This window comes from Enterobacter sp. SA197, from assembly GCF_054131575.1.
In genome coordinates, this window is the sequence record NZ_CP096393.1 from 597,154 (window position 1) to 612,375 (window position 15,222).

The window sequence follows — 15,222 nt, forward strand, 5'->3', positions numbered from 1 at the left end:
CCATCGCTGACTCGAGTCGTTTTAGCGCTCCCAACTCTTTATTGGGAGCGCTAATGCATTAAGACGGCATCACCTCTACCAGCACATCCGTTGCCCAGCTTTCCTCGCTATTAAGGACTTTGCCCTCCTGGCAGGCTTGCGCCAGTTTTACTAGCTGATAAGTCACATCATCAGTAAAGTCAAAGTTACGCCATGCATACGGGAAGTCGATACGCCAGTATCCCATTCCCTGGTCGAAGCGAATCTTCAACATCTGACTATCTTCAAAGGTCACCGTCAGCTTACGATGATGTGGAATATCACGTGGCGAATCGAACACCGTCAGTTCTACCGCTCTGCCCATTGCCGCAGTAAACCACTGGTCGGCGAAATCCTGAAAATCCGCTTCGCTCATCCAGTCATGAGAGGGGCGATTTCCTGAACGATCTTTGGGCTTAAACAGAGTATCAAGCTCAAGCTCCGCGTCATCGGTCAGCTTTGTTTTTAGCGGTTTCAGTATCGCCCCCAGCAGTGCCAGCGCAACCGGGTTTTGCAGATAGCGATCGGTATAGTGAACGCTGGTGATTCGCTGGTTTTTCATCAGTGACTGTGCTTCTTCATGGTTGTTACACAGCAAATCCCAGAAGCGTTGTCCGAACTGCGAAAGTGGACCATTTAACTGTTTATGAATCTCTATGTCTTTGACACGCTCAACCGCGTTCGCTGCTTTCCCCGGCAAAACAAACTCGTTCAGTTTTACCGTGTTATAGCCGAGGCTGCGAACGACCAGTTCGTCATTCAGGTGCCAGCCTGGCCCTGGGATAGTTGCCTGCTGGCTGCGTGAAGCCAGCGTCATTACGCGATCGGCAAAGGCGACTTGCGCAACAATCGGCAATTCCAGAGCCTGTTCGCTATGACACAAACGCACGCCCAAAGCAGTAAACTGCGAAAGCTCATGCAACAGCTCCGGATCATCGACGCCAGCAGGAATGACAAGGTCGACCGCAACATTGTCTTTAATCCGGTAGTTCTGAATAGCCGCCCGGAATTGACGGGCATAAAGATCCCACTCATTGAGTGGCCCATTCATCCACAGTGTGAGTTTTTCAGCACCCTCGTTAATCGCCCGACGAAGGGTATCGCCAATGGCTCCCGGGCAATATCGGGCATCCGGTAGCGAGAATGTTTCATCATCCGGCAAACCGATGTAGTACGAGAAGTCATCACCAAGCCATGCCTGTGCTGCTTTACGATCCAGCAAATCGTGATCGTGGCGAGTCTGGGAGTCGAGGAGGCATTCACTGCATGCCGTATCGCAGTGGTGGCAACCCAACTGCTTCACCATTCCCAACAGAATGGCCTCAATGTGCATTGGCGCACTGGATGCAAAACCTGCACCACCGCTAATCACATCGTAGAGTTGAACGGCTAATACTGATTGTCCATCTTCCAGTCTGACCGGACGAACGGCGTAGCCCAGTTCTGCCGCGGAGATACCCAAAACCCCGGCCAGCGCCTGACGTAGTGCTACCGCCAGAGTCATGGCAACAATCCGCCCTTCTTCCGTGCTATCCGGGAGATATTCACCGTTTTGCGGCTTGCGTAGAACCATTTCAAAGACATCCGTTCGTGCCAATGCCCCCAGCGTGACGTTCTTCATGAGCGCCGTCGAGCCGGGGCAAATTAGACGTTGATTCTGGCTGTCGCGATCTGCTTTTCCCGGACGCGGCGGGTAGTGGGCTTCCATACTTTTCGGCGCATCGTTTGCGTTCAACATCGACTCTGCGCGACCACAGCTCAGGCAAAGTGCGTAACCATGCCCACCTTCTCCAAGGCTTTGCTGGAAAACATGCCCATCAGCGCCAGATGCCATATACCCCATTATCGGGTTAGGCAGCGGTACGGGTTCTGCTTTAACAAATACCCAGGCAGGGACAACCGGGATAAATTTCATGGTTTCAATATTGTTCGTCACCGGCGCATGCGCATCAGTTACAAACCCGGCTGGCTGCAGCACCTGGCGACGATTATCCTGGATGATTTTTTCGCCACAGGCGCTGTTGGTGCAAAATAGCGTCCCGGAACTGCTCAACCCCTCTTCATAACCTATGGTCCCGCATTTGTGACAGCGCCAGGCGCAATCCAGACGCTGGGCTTCATTGGTATCGGCATTAATATTGTGCCAGTGCAGTGAGACGCCAGCAGAACGGAAGACCCGGCCATCCAGTATGATCTCTGCGCCTGGCGCATATTCACGGATGGCAACCCCCAGGTTACGCGAGGGAAGTCCTTTATAACGTGAAACATTATCTTCGCGATCTTTTTTATCCCGGCTTTTCTGTGATTTTTCACGGATATAGTCTTCCATAGTGAAGTTATCAAACGTCACCACATCTGTCGGGAAGCCGTATCCCGGCAGGAAAGTCCTGGCCGCCAGGTCACGCAGCAAATACTCGCCACAGTGCCGTTTTTTCTCCAGTTCTATGCGCTTGCGATAAGGTGTTTGTGGCTGCGATTCTCGTTCCTGGGCTACAAGATCGCGGTAGACGGAAAGCCATCGCTGTTGCAGGAACGTAATCGCATGGATTGTTTTATCCCGCAACAGGTCGGGTCTGGCGCCATGTAATGCTGTACCTTTCACCAGCCGTTCCAGCGCCGCGTCGATATCAAGAACCGGACGCTCGAGCCAGACTTTAAAGCGTTCACATTTTGATTGCCCGTCGTCTTCACCGAAAAACCAGAGGCTATCAAGACTGGTTTTTTCTTTATCCGTTTCGCCAATGACGTGACATAAAAAGTCGGACAGTAATAGCGCATTAACGTGGCGTTGCACCAGCCGGGCGGAATTCATTGCCACCATTGGCGCGGGGATCATGGTCTCAAATGGCCAGAGTGGGTTGGCAAAAACCTGTTGATCGTGCGGGTTCCCTTTACATAGTGTGTAAGAGATCGCACGCGATTCCTGACTACGCCCGGCTCGCCCGGCACGCTGTAAATAGTTAGCCGGATGGGGCGGTACGTTGTTCATCACTACGGCGGTAATGCCACCGATATCAACCCCCATTTCCATGGTGGTGGAACAGTTGAGAACATTAAGCTGCCCGTTTTTGAACATCTTTTCGTAGCTTTGCAAACGTTCTGACGATTGCTGAGCAGAGTGCTCGGCTGTGCGGTAGTAAAATCCGCCTTCCACGACACGATCGTTAATATCCGTCCAGACGTTTTCCGAACGTAATTGTGCGATTAGTGGCTCTTTACTAACCCAGTCACGTACCTTCGCCAGACCCGGAGCGTAGTCTTCTTGCGAACGATCCAGCTTCCAGATTTCCGGCATGGTGACCTTTTGCGCGACAAAAGCGTCATATTGTGTCTTGGTAAGGTGTTCAAACGAAATGTGGGTGGGCAGATAAGGGGTTAAGCCTTTAAAGGCTGTATCCAGAATCTTATTGGTTACCGGACAAATCCAGGCATCTATGATTAAAGAAAAAGTCATGTGCTCTTTTGGCAGATAGAAACGGTTACCATCAGGTTTCAGCACTGCAAGTGGCCCGGTAAGTTGGGTCCACGCTTCTTTCAGCCACGTATTGATAATATCCATCGTCGCCGTATTAACGGTTTTGAATCCTGCGCCAAGCATTAATAACTTCACTAAACGATGGGATATATTGCCATTACGAATTTGTGGCCAGCGTCTGTTCTGATTATCTTCGGGATCTTTTGTGTCCGGGTTACGGACGAATTTCGATGAAAAACGGCTACCAATCCAGTTTTTCAACTCATCGTCCAGTTGTGTGAAGTTGCTTTCACGTACGTACAGATCCAGTGTAACCTTAAGAAAATCCTTCCAGTCATCCAGCGTCAGCCCTTTCTCTTGCCAATGCACCGGCATCTTATGGACCTTCTCCAGCCCCTGATAACCAACCTGAACTAATCCCTGCGTTTCCAGGCTGTTAGTTCGTTTGGGTCGGCGCATAAACTCCCGGAATAACAACATTTCAGAAAGCTTCAGCGGCCCGCCATTTTCATTGAAAATTTCAGGCTTCAGATAGTGGTTATATTGCAGAATAGGGCCGCGAATATCGGCTTTCTCTTTAAGTTCATTAACCATTTCAATCCAGGTCCGCGAAACCAGAATAGTCGCAGCTTTGCCACCGGTCGCGGCCTGAATAGCCTGTTCAAGTTGTTCGGCTTGCGCTTCAGCCAGTTTTGCTTGTTCCGGCATTCCCCAGCTTCTATATTCTTTCGCCTCATGGCGGGCCTGTTTTGCCCTCGTCGCTAACTTTTCCAGATCGGCATTGGCATTCGGTGTTGCAGAAGTCTGTGTTCGTTGATGCCAGCTCAGGATTTCGACCACACTACCGCGTAAGCGGCTGCGCTCAGCTTCTTGCTGCATGCGCACCGCCATTCGGGCCGTTCCTTGCCGGCTGTCGGTAAAGGTAATAAGTCGACGGCCTCGACCTGGTAACGAATCAGGTCCGACGCCCTCTTTTCCTTCTTCACTAATAAAATCCTGACAATATTCCAGAACGGTTGGCACAATATTGGTGACGTAAAATGGCCCACCTAATAAGGCTCGGCGGAACGGTTGTTTTCCGCTCGCGCCTCTGTAGCCACAGCTACTGGCACTACATACTTGTTCAATGTCGTTAATAACCAGCGGGATGCTGTCATTGTTAATAACACCAATACGACGCGTCTGACGGTCCAGACGCTGTTGGGTATAACCCGCCGCGCTGGTCTTCTCTGCGGCGATAATGAGTGGGGGCTGAAAACGACTCTCTTTATCAACTTTTTCTTCTGCGGCATCATTTTCAATATGCACATCATCTTGCAAAGAGAACTCATCACCGCCTTTATTTTCCCATTGGACAAGTTTTCCCTTTTTGTCCCGCGCCAGAAGATGTGGCTCATTACATTCATTACAGAATGCCAGCTCGTAAACCGGGCTTCCACAATCGCAATTTTGGCGTTTGTTCACATACACATAACCAAAAGGCCAACCCTTTTCCAGCGGGGTACCGTGCTTTAATCTGCATTCTTTATCAACACAGGCCCACACCCCCTGGGTATTGCGTTGGAATATGTGCGCCCTGACCTTAAGAAATGCGGGATCCTTAGTATTGGGTTGTGTGCCAGAGCAGACGTCAATCCAGCGCAACACATCCTGTTGGCTATAATGCTGTTTTGTTAGCGAGTTCAACCGCTGCGTCATATCATCCAACTTCATTGGATTCGATTGAGTAACTAACATTTCACGCAAGTAATGCGCTTCAGGTGAATGCGTAAGTGCATCAAAGCGCTCTGGGCTTACGCCCTTCATGTCTGTATCAGGGATTTGCTCAATTTCTTCTAACGGAATAAAAACGTGTTTGCATGGTTCCAGTTCCGGAATAACCCGGCTTCCGTCCAGTACGTCAATGCGCTCTTGCGGTATACCGGATAATTCAGAGAGGAATTTTTTTAATTGCTTTTCGGCATCGCTTCCGGCAATGGTTGCAGAGGTTGCTACAAAGCGAACATCATCTGGAGTCACACCAAAGGCCGTCATCACGCGGCGTAACTGCAGCGCCAGTTCAGCGGCCTGCGAGCCGACATAGGTATGCGCTTCATCCAATACGATCCAGCGTAATGATTTTTGTGATTTAGATTGCTGGATAATTGGAGCGTCGATCTGGCGGACCATCATATATTCCAGCATTGTGCCGTTGGTCACTAGAATTGGAGCGGGTTCTTCACGCATTTTTTCGCGCGAGAGTACTTCATTCGGTCTTTTTACCTGTTCGCTTTTCACTGCGGCGTGTAGATTTTCGGTATTTCCGTTGTAGAGGCAGTATCGGATTCCGGAACCAAAACCACGTGTCCAGGCGTCCAGGCGCTCACGTTGCGAATTAATTAAGGCGTTAAGTGGATAGAGGAAAAGGGCCCTGACGCCGATAAGTGGGTTGTTGCCATTTTCATGTAATTGCCGGTAGAGGTCTTCCAGCACCGGCACCATAAAACATTCGGTTTTGCCTGAACCCGTACCGCTGGTCACTACCACAGAATGTTTTTTTTCCAGCAGAGCCTTCCAACTGGCTAGCTGGTGAGTAAAGGGTTTCCAGTCAGCACCAAAACGATAGCGTCCATTGTTCTGATCATCCAGCGAATCAACCACAGCTTTACTGAGCAATGCCTTGCCTTCCGTCAGGCTACGCATCGTTTTGTTTGACGCTTTCCAGCCAAACATTTGTTGGAAAACGGGAGAAGCAAGGAATGAGCCTGATTTCCCACAATCGGCGCCCATTTGTTGCGCGAGGTGCTCACGCAACTGCGGGTTTGTGACCCCCATGATACTCAGTGTTGCTTCAGTTGAACGAGACAACGATTGTTCAATAAGTGACGAAAAATAGCGTGTAGTCATTCTTATCCCTTTTTATTTTTGAGCAAAATAACGCAACAGGCTGCACTGGAAGATGGCCTTAAACCAGCGGGAATCGAAGTCCCTGACCTGTCTCAGGAAAAATACGGCACCCGGTTTACGGTCAAATACGGCTTCAAAAGAGGTATTGCCGCTTGCTACAGCTGCGGCGAAGACGGGTAACCAGGCAACGGAATAGCGGTATTCTGCGTCAGGATTAATGCTGATCACTGGATTTTTTTGTGATGTCATCCAGCTATGCAGCCGCTTGCTGCCGTACTCTGGCCAGCGAGCTTCACTATGCTCACGTAAAAGCTCCTGATACCACTCGCGAATGAAGAACTCTGGAATGGGCGGAGGGAATTGTCCATAACTTAACCATTTCTCAATTTCGTCGGCATATGTCGGGAAAACGAGCCCCAATCGCTGATACAAGCTCTTCACCAGTAAATTCTGGGTTTCTTCCGGTGCACCCTTTTGGCTCAGGAACAATTTAAATCGATCGGCTGCGGTTTTGATTTCGAAGATGGGGAAGAACTCCCATAAAATAGGGAACTCATTTTCAATGCGGCTCAGATACTCAGCTGACATCTCAAATTTAAATAGCGACATCGCCAGTGCTTGTGGATGCTGTACTAGCGCACGCCAAACTTCAAAGGTTGCCAGCGGCAGATAACCAAATTGGTCGTACAGGCAACGCATAAATTGCCAGCCGGAATGAGCGGGATCGTTAGCCATCTGTTCAAGTACCAGTGTAATGGTATTAACTTCAGACTGGGGATTAAAAAGCTGGGTCGCTTTCTGCAATGAACGAATACTACTTTCATCCACAGGTAACGACGGTTCCCCACGAATGAAGCAGGGGCGAAACGCCATTTCCTCACCCTGTTTGGGGACGACTAACCACGGCCCATTTTTGTTAATAACCGAACTCAGTTCATATTCACCTGTCGGTACACCTTCGCTCATTCTTGATGATAATGGGGTGATTTTTCTCTCCGGCTCACTCAATAACATGATGACAGGTGAAGACATTTGCTCGGTACGATAATGGGTTGACTGGCTGACGAGAAGTTCTCTTTCATAATCATAGCGTAAACTGTATTTATAGCGGCGAATCTGCCAGCTCATTACAGCACCTGCGCCTTTGATTTGCATCTCAACAACCTGGTCAATTCCTGTCTCAAGAGACAGTAAGTTTTCAATATGCTCTCTCAGGCTGTATAAATTGAGTTCGACGGGGTGTTCCCCCGCGGTATAACACCATTCATGCCATGCCTGTAACCCACTTTTGGAACGTAAATGTAATTCCAGTGAAAAACGTGTCGGATCGCCATTTTTACCAAATAAAAAGGCTCTCGAACCCAGCAAATCATGCAGAGTAATATTTTTATCCAGAGTGCATCCATTTGCATCAAGGGCCAGGCAACCTTTTGCAGGGAAAGGTAGAGTCATCTCTACTGGGGCTGCACCCAAATTTGGGTAAATCTGCAAAGAGACAAACGCAGGAGGTATTCCTTCTGCTTTAAGTAATATTTCTGTTTGTCCTGCTGAGCGTTTGCGAGCAACCTCTAATGTTTTATCTTTTAAGACAGACATGCAGGGATGTTGCGTTGAGATAACAATGGAACCTTCATTGGCTAGCTCACCACCCTTTATTTCAATGTTAAAATCTGCCGGCAAGATCCCAATTTTTCGACGCAGTAGAGTTTCATTGTGAGTATTTCTGACAGAAACATATTGCGTACCCATCATCTCTTGTACCTGACATTCATCTAACGATATGCCACTCAGGTAACGTTTGAATTGTATATCTTCAGCATTCAGGTTTTTCGCCGTAACTTTAGGTACACCAAGGAATGTTTCATCAGGATGGCAATTCCAGGTAACATGTTTTCCATAAAAATCAAATCCGCTCTGATTAGATTGTTCCCTCCCGGTGCGGATCCTGTATGTTTCATCTCCGGAAATGGTTATATCCTGGCGTCCTTTTACGGACAGTGTTCTGAGTCCTAATAACGACGCTGTACCTGGAGAGCCTTCACACCCTGAAATAGTGGTTTTTTCTTGAGGTAAGGCAATAAGAACATTGCTATTACGTACAGTACAAGAAGCTTGCCCTTGCAATAACCAGCGTTCCTCATCATCAACAAAAGTAAGTGGTACCTCGCCAACGGCGATTTCACTATCTTCAAGTTTTATGGTGCCAACAATCATTCCTCCAGTTCGTGCAACAATCGTTAAGCTCGCAGCTGGCTGGCGTCTGACAAATCTCGACTCACTTTTACGCAGGCGAACTTTGGCATGGGCGTTCTCCAGGGATGCATAGGCGGGGCCGAGACAGGTGACTTCTTCACCATCTTCATAAATGGCAAGTTCAAATCGCGTCGTTGAGGGAGTGCTGATGATTGGGAGGGTGAGTTCATCAGGCAGCGAAATTATCGCCTGGATTTGATTGGGATGGTTTTCCGACCAATAGAATTGACAACCGGAACCCTTATTTTTTTGTAAGTGGGATTTAGCCTCTACGGAGGCAGTACATAGCAACCCATTAAGAAAGCGAGTACCTGTTTCATCATCCAAAGGCATAGGGAACTCATCACGCCATTTTGGATGCACTTTATCAAGCTGCTTCACGGGTTCGGTATGATTGCTCAGGTTGTACATTAGAACCAGCGAGCTGAGTTTTTCCGCTATATGGCTGATGAGTTCTACAGAGGTGTCTTCGCTAAAAACAGTTGGCAGGGCTGATTTTTCTATGACAGTTCTTACTAGAGAAAGTATGGAAAATCCTGCCAGTTGTGCCTGCCCATATTGATTGAGAATCCGGGAGAATACATTCTGAAAATGGCTATCCGATTCTTTCAGTAAGCGGAACGGTAATCCCCCCTCACTGAACAATGTTCCGAGAAAATTACGTCGTTCTGATTCGTAAAATCGGATTGGGCGGTTCCAGTAACCTTCCATCCCTTTAGGGATAATAATCCTTAATTCAGTCGACGTTAATGATACTCCCAATGCTCTATATATAGGGTCCCACATCCAACCACAATGGCGCTCATAATCTCTGCGATACCATTCAGAGCAAAAAAGGACAAAACAGGCAGCGTAACCTTTATCATCGATATTACTCTGTACTTGACCAACTGCACGAAGTAGTTGTGTTAGATTATTGTATTCATCATTGGTCGCATGATATTCATATAGGGGACGGCTATCAGGTTGTCTCAATCCTCTACGATTAAGAAAGTTACTTAGCCAGGAAGTACATTTTACCCAAGAAATGCATTCTGATTGACTCAAGGCAAACTCCTTACAGACAAGCGAAAAAACCTTATAGTTTTAGTTAAAAAACAGATCAGATTACTCTTGTGTTGGTATAACTTCAACTACTAATTTTTGTGGGTGTATCTCACAGGTGGTTTTTATTTAAATGATAACAAAAATTGATTGATTCCATCCTATTTATCGAGTTGTTTTATTATTTCAAATAAAAGGAAGTTTTACTTTGGCGTCGCTATGCACAATGACGAATAACTTATCTTCTATGATATAGAGCAATCAGGAGAACTATACAACCAGGAATAATAAAAGTTGTATCATCAGTCAAAAATACATGGGGTTGATGTTTGCTGTGTATGCATTACATTATATGTATTGCAGGAGTATTTCTATATTATTATCAATGCGTTAAATGGAGATATATTCTTAAGCGCGCAGCGGAAGGGGTTACTGAACTAATAACCAGAGGCATCGTGTAGAAAATACCTATATGTTACTCATAATTTCAAGTTATGAGGCAATATACGCAGTGAGCAGGCATAGATTATTGCCTGCGTATAACTGCGCAGTATTGAGTAGGGTGCCTGTGAAACCGTTTATGGTGATATTGCCATGCGAAGTCAGCTGTACGTCTCCACCAGTCCAGAGCGTGCCTGAGGCGTTCAGCAAAAAGCTCTGTGCACTGAAAATACGGTAGTGTGTTGGGCATTGTTGGCAAAGTTACTTTCGTCATTCATCACTAGAACATTTCTCTGCATTACACCGCTGCTGGTGACTGTGTCTGCGTGTTTTTCTGGCGGCCAGTGTGCCTGTGTTCGTCAGCGCACTGATGAGTTTCAGCGTCGTATCACCGAGCGCCACCATCTGCCCACGACAGTTGAAGTCCTGCTTGTCGGGCAGCGCTGTCTGTACAGACGACTGGTGTCAGTCTGCACCAGTGACTCCCCTTTATCAGGCGAGCATTACCGTCTAGTGCGATAGAGGATTTTGCGTACGTGTAATGTTCCTTACCGCCAGATGACACGCAGGTTTGGTTCATCCCGGTGCGGGCAGACTGGCGGGTTTATCAAGTTAGAGCGTTTTAAGGGGGGCTACTGGCAATATCTGGTGTTTTACAGTGAGCAGTGTCAGAGAAAGCCGGGAAGCGAAGGGGACTTACTTCGATAAAATTCAGAGGGAGTTGGTCTGATCAACCGCCTCGTGAGTCCGCAATACGTTGCAGTAGCCAGTCTTCGACTTCACTTTGCTTCCAGCGGGAACTGCGGCCCAACTTGATCGGCTTTGGGAATTGGCCATCTTTTATAAGCTTGTAAAACCACTTGTCCGTAAGCCCTGTAAGCTTCGTGATGAAGCGAATATCCACCAGTTGGTCATCAAGCAAAGAAATTTGTTCTGTCATGATGCTGTCTTCCATTGTGGGATTATCCTGAGCTGGTGGGTGATTGTTCGTTACCACCAGCCCTTCCACATCAATGGATTGATACGTAAAAAAGTGCAGAACGCGAGTTACACCGTGCGAGGACGCCCCAGTCCGCTGGGCGGCGATACCTCACTGGCTCCGTAGTGATAGTGTCCGTGCTTTTGTTCTTCTTTGGCGAGATAACTGATGATATAGCGCAGGTTATCGATGGCTTCGGTATCAGCGTAGTTCACCGGCCTATCAGTACTGGCTTCATAAGAGGGTTTGTACTCGCAACGGTTGTAATAGCCTTCTCGTTGCGTTATTTCCCGCCATATTGTTCCTACTTTCTCAGCTATTGGGTAGGTAGCCTGGTTAAGGTGCCTGTCGAGATAGAATACGATATGGGCATGGCAGCCGTGGTCTACAGAATTCTCGAGTACCCAGAAATACCCTGCCAGATTTGTGTGCTGCAGGGTGCGTTCAACCAGTATACGTACTTCTCGTTCGGTTTCGTTCCATGAATAATGTTTATAGCGCTCTGTATCTTTCTGATAGAACAGGTCGAGTCTGAGTGCCTGTATTCGCGAGTATCGGTTCAGTAGCTGATTCAGGTGGTCATTGAGTAGAGACAGTAGAAACCAGTTCATCGTGTATCTGGAATTAAAAGGGTAAGGAGTGTGCATTGATTTATCCTTTGTCAGGTGGAGTACAAAGGATTGGGATGAGATGTAATTTTTAAGAGAAGCAGGGATACGGCAAATACAGGGAACTGTGTATCCAGGGGAATACAGGTAGGGTTGCTTGTTGGGGGAAGGAGCTGTGAACAGGGTGGTATAGAAACAGGGAGTTCCCCTTAATTATACTAAAAACCCAAATGTTCATATCTGCTGTTGAGCGATTCTAATGAGGTGAACAGAGGGGATTCATAGAGTAAAAACCACAGGAATAACGCAGTAAAATGTCAGAGTATTATCAAAATAAAATCAGCAGGATATCAGTTTAAAGTCAGTCATTCTTCAGGTCTGTGACCCGACTCCACCAACCAAAAAGGTGCTAATGCTAATCTGTTTTTGGGAGTCAGAAGCAGAGGGAAGAGACGATGTTGCATTACGATATGATCCGCTACGAGATAATGTACATAAAAACGCTGGATAGCGTTTTCAATACAGATCACTCGTTACTGTGCAGTACTTATGATACGCCGGATGATTTTAGACACTTGATCTCTCAGATACTTGAACAACATTTTCTTGGCGATCAGGGCAGAATCAAAGTTGCGCGGAAAACACTTAAAGAATGGGCCGACCTGCAACTGATTGATAAAGATTATTTTGATTGTTTCAAAGGTACACCAAGAGCATCGTGGTTTGCTCACCATTATATTTTTGAATACCCAGTAAAATCTGCAGGGTTGACACTTGGTGGATTGGGGAATGACGTCGGTTGTTCAGGTGGTTTTAATTCTCTTTTAATGGACGATAATATCTTCACCAATATTGATTACTCTAATTTGAATTGAATCGCCACGGATAATCTAGACACTTCCGAGCCGTTGATAATACTGGTTTTCATATTCTGTCGGTGACATCTGATTGCTCGAACCATGCCGTCGCTTACTGTTATAAGACATTTCGATGTAATCAAAAATATCGCTGCGGGCTTCTTCCCGCGTTCCGTAGATCTTTTTCTTTATCCGTTCGCGTTTCAGCAACTGGAAAAAGCTTTCTGCAACCGCATTATCGTGACAGTTACCGCGACGACTCATGCTCCCCTCCAGACCGTGTGATTTCAGGAACGACTGCCACTCATGGCTTGTGTACTGACTGCCCTGGTCCGAGTGAACCAGCACCTGTTTTTGAGGATTACGCCGCCATACAGCCATCAGCAGTGCGTTCAGGACAATGTCCTTTGTCATCCGGGATTGCATTGACCAGCCGATAATTTTGCGTGAGAACAGATCAACAACCACAGCAAGATACAGCCAGCCTTCGTGGGTCCTGATGTAGGTTATGTCCGTTACCCAACGCTTATCCGGAGCATCAGGATTGACCTGTCGCTGGAGCCTGTTGGGCGATACAATACTGGCCTCGCCTTTGCGTGCCCACGGGCTCCGGTACCCGACCTGAGCCTTTATCCCGGCACGATTCATCAGTCGCCAGACTCTGTTCACTCCGCACTGTTGCCCGCTATCCCGCAAGTCCAGATGGATCTTGCGATAACCATAAACGCAACCGGACTCCAGCCAGAACTGTTTGATCTGTCCCGTCAGTCTCAGGTCTGACTGGTGGCGCTGAGAATACGGTTGCTTAAACCAGGCGTAAAAGCCACTGGGATGAACATCCAGCACCCTGCAGAGCAGACGGACAGGCCAGCAACGGGAGTTGTCACGAATAAAGGCGTACCTCAGTCGGACAGCTTTGCGAAGTACGCCGCGGCTTTTTTTAATATGTCCCGTTCGTCAGTAACCCGCTTCAACTCCTTCTGGAGTCGGCGGATCTCGGCCTGAACATCTGACTGTTCTTTATTAGTGGATGAGTCCGGACCGTACTTCTTTATCCAGGCGTAAAGGCTGTGGGTGGTGATATCGAGACGTGTTGCAACACTGGAAACAGAATGACCGCGATCAATAACCTGTTTGACTGCTTCAATTTTAAACTCTTCGGGATAACGTTTACCGCTCATGGGCACCTCTCTTTAAGTCATCTTAAATGACTCCGAGGTGTCTGTTAAACCCGTGGCGATTCAAAGTCGTGCTGGAACGTCGAGTCCAGAATGGAGTAGATGGTATAATGATGCACCTTACGGTGATGATCCACTGGATCAGTATTGGATAAGGAAAGGGGTCAAGTATGCCATTGAAAACGGCTATTAAGTGGTTTCATCGTGCACTGACAGCCATCTTACTGATCATTGTTATTGGTTTTGTGATGATCAATTCAGGTGGTAATAACAGAGCAAAAGATAAACTGGTGAGTGCGCAACAAATTACCGACAGCACCTGGCTTTATGTTACGGAAGATTCAACTGGTGGGGCTACGGTGGCTGATTCTTATCGATATTACTTATCCGGAAAGCTGGAAGGTAATGTATCCGCCAGCCTTTCAAAACAGGTTCCATTCCTGGTTGCTGCGGGTAGTGCTGCGAATGTGAGTGCTGATGGGGATAACATCAATATTAAATACAGCGGCAAAGTTTTCTCGTTCAGTAATTCCATCGTCTATGAGGCAAAGGGTGATACACATTTTCCACACATTAATTTTCAGGCGAATAATTAGTGTGAGACGATGATAGTTAACATATTAAGCTCTAAAACGGGGCCAGAAAACTTCTGGCGCGTTTTTTATTAAAAGATGTGTAAATTTGTGCAGAATTCGCGGCGGTCTCATAGAGGGGCAGGCGAAGCCAGTTTAAAAGAGCGTATCGGAGATCGAGCAATTAATGAGAAATGTTGGCGAGCTTTAGCTTCACCGCGCCGCTTAACTTTATTTTCTACAGGTAGATTCTGACCGCGTCGTCAGTGCATTTGTGGTAGACCTGCCACAAGATGTTGTCCCACTTGTTACCCGTTCTCAGGTTTCATTCAGGATTGATACGAGCACCGGGAACATCAAGTAACACATTTCGCCCGGTTACCGGATTGTATTGTCGGGCGTTGGTTTCCGTGCTGAACTGAACGGAGGCGTAAACGGTTACCGCCAGGTTCATGGCGATCTGAACGAAATCGGGGAAACCTGCGGCAAAAACCGGGTGGGTCGTATTATGCAAATGAACCGGATCAAAGCCGTGCGCGGCTATAAAACACCACGCCGTATCGCCGGCAAACCTTCCGTTGTTACCCCTAATCGCGTGCAGCGGCAGTTTACCGTTACCCGGGCAAATAATCTGGCACCCAGTATGAGGCGGCGTGGCAGCTACTGGGATAATGCGGTGGCCGAATCGTTCTTCAGTTCACTGAAAATAGAACGCATCAGGAAAAGAATATACAAAAACCGGGAGCTGGCCCGGGCCGATATCTTCGGTTACATTGAAGTCTTCTATAACCGGGCCCGGCACCACAGTCATCTCGACGCCGTCAGTCCGGAGGACTTCGAACAGGCCTCCTCGTGAAGACAGAATTTGTCTACTATCGTGGGGGCAGTCCGGAATCTGATTATTCATTAAT

The 15,222-nt window shown here is 47.6% G+C and carries 7 protein-coding genes and 1 pseudogene; 3 read left to right on the forward strand and 5 right to left on the reverse strand.

What is annotated here, in order from left to right; genetic code table 11:
* Positions 1 to 58: 58 nt before the first annotated feature.
* From M1D91_RS02755 to M1D91_RS02770, 4 genes are all read right to left on the reverse strand, one after another.
* A complete protein-coding gene (locus tag M1D91_RS02755) occupies positions 59 to 6,379 on the reverse strand; it encodes a DEAD/DEAH box helicase (RefSeq protein ID WP_437432372.1) in 6,321 nt (2,106 codons plus the stop codon).
* A gap of 12 nt (positions 6,380 to 6,391) precedes the next feature.
* Complete coding sequence (locus M1D91_RS02760; protein ID WP_437432373.1) at positions 6,392 to 9,679, reverse strand: STY4851/ECs_5259 family protein; 3,288 nt, start codon at positions 9,677 to 9,679, stop codon at positions 6,392 to 6,394.
* Between the two features lie 1,168 nt (positions 9,680 to 10,847).
* Positions 10,848 to 11,057 (reverse strand): helix-turn-helix transcriptional regulator, encoded by a 210-nt coding sequence (locus M1D91_RS02765; RefSeq protein ID WP_101700380.1) that lies wholly within the window; start codon positions 11,055 to 11,057, stop codon positions 10,848 to 10,850.
* A gap of 107 nt (positions 11,058 to 11,164) precedes the next feature.
* Complete coding sequence (locus M1D91_RS02770; protein ID WP_437432374.1) at positions 11,165 to 11,743, reverse strand: YagK/YfjJ domain-containing protein; 579 nt, start codon at positions 11,741 to 11,743, stop codon at positions 11,165 to 11,167.
* Positions 11,744 to 12,159: 416 nt separating this feature from the next.
* On the opposite strand from M1D91_RS02770, the gene M1D91_RS02775 reads away from it, so the two are divergent.
* Positions 12,160 to 12,579, forward strand: a complete 420-nt coding sequence (locus tag M1D91_RS02775) for a hypothetical protein (RefSeq protein WP_437432375.1) — start codon at positions 12,160 to 12,162, stop codon at positions 12,577 to 12,579.
* 15 nt (positions 12,580 to 12,594) lie between these two features.
* Here the strand turns inward: M1D91_RS02775 and M1D91_RS02780 are convergent.
* Positions 12,595 to 13,742 (reverse strand): IS3 family transposase gene (locus tag M1D91_RS02780; RefSeq protein ID WP_457975961.1). Its coding sequence is split into 2 segments (ribosomal slippage): positions 12,595 to 13,505 and positions 13,505 to 13,742, totalling 1,149 coding nucleotides; the frame shifts between segments, so codons are not numbered across the junction.
* 167 nt (positions 13,743 to 13,909) lie between these two features.
* Between M1D91_RS02780 and M1D91_RS02785 the strand changes: the two genes are divergently transcribed.
* On the forward strand, positions 13,910 to 14,335 hold the full coding sequence (locus M1D91_RS02785) for a hypothetical protein (RefSeq protein ID WP_437434435.1): 426 nt from the start codon (positions 13,910 to 13,912) through the stop codon (positions 14,333 to 14,335).
* Positions 14,336 to 14,729: 394 nt separating this feature from the next.
* Positions 14,730 to 15,167: pseudogene (locus M1D91_RS02790) on the forward strand (IS3 family transposase); the annotation flags it as partial.
* Positions 15,168 to 15,222: the final 55 nt, after the last annotated feature.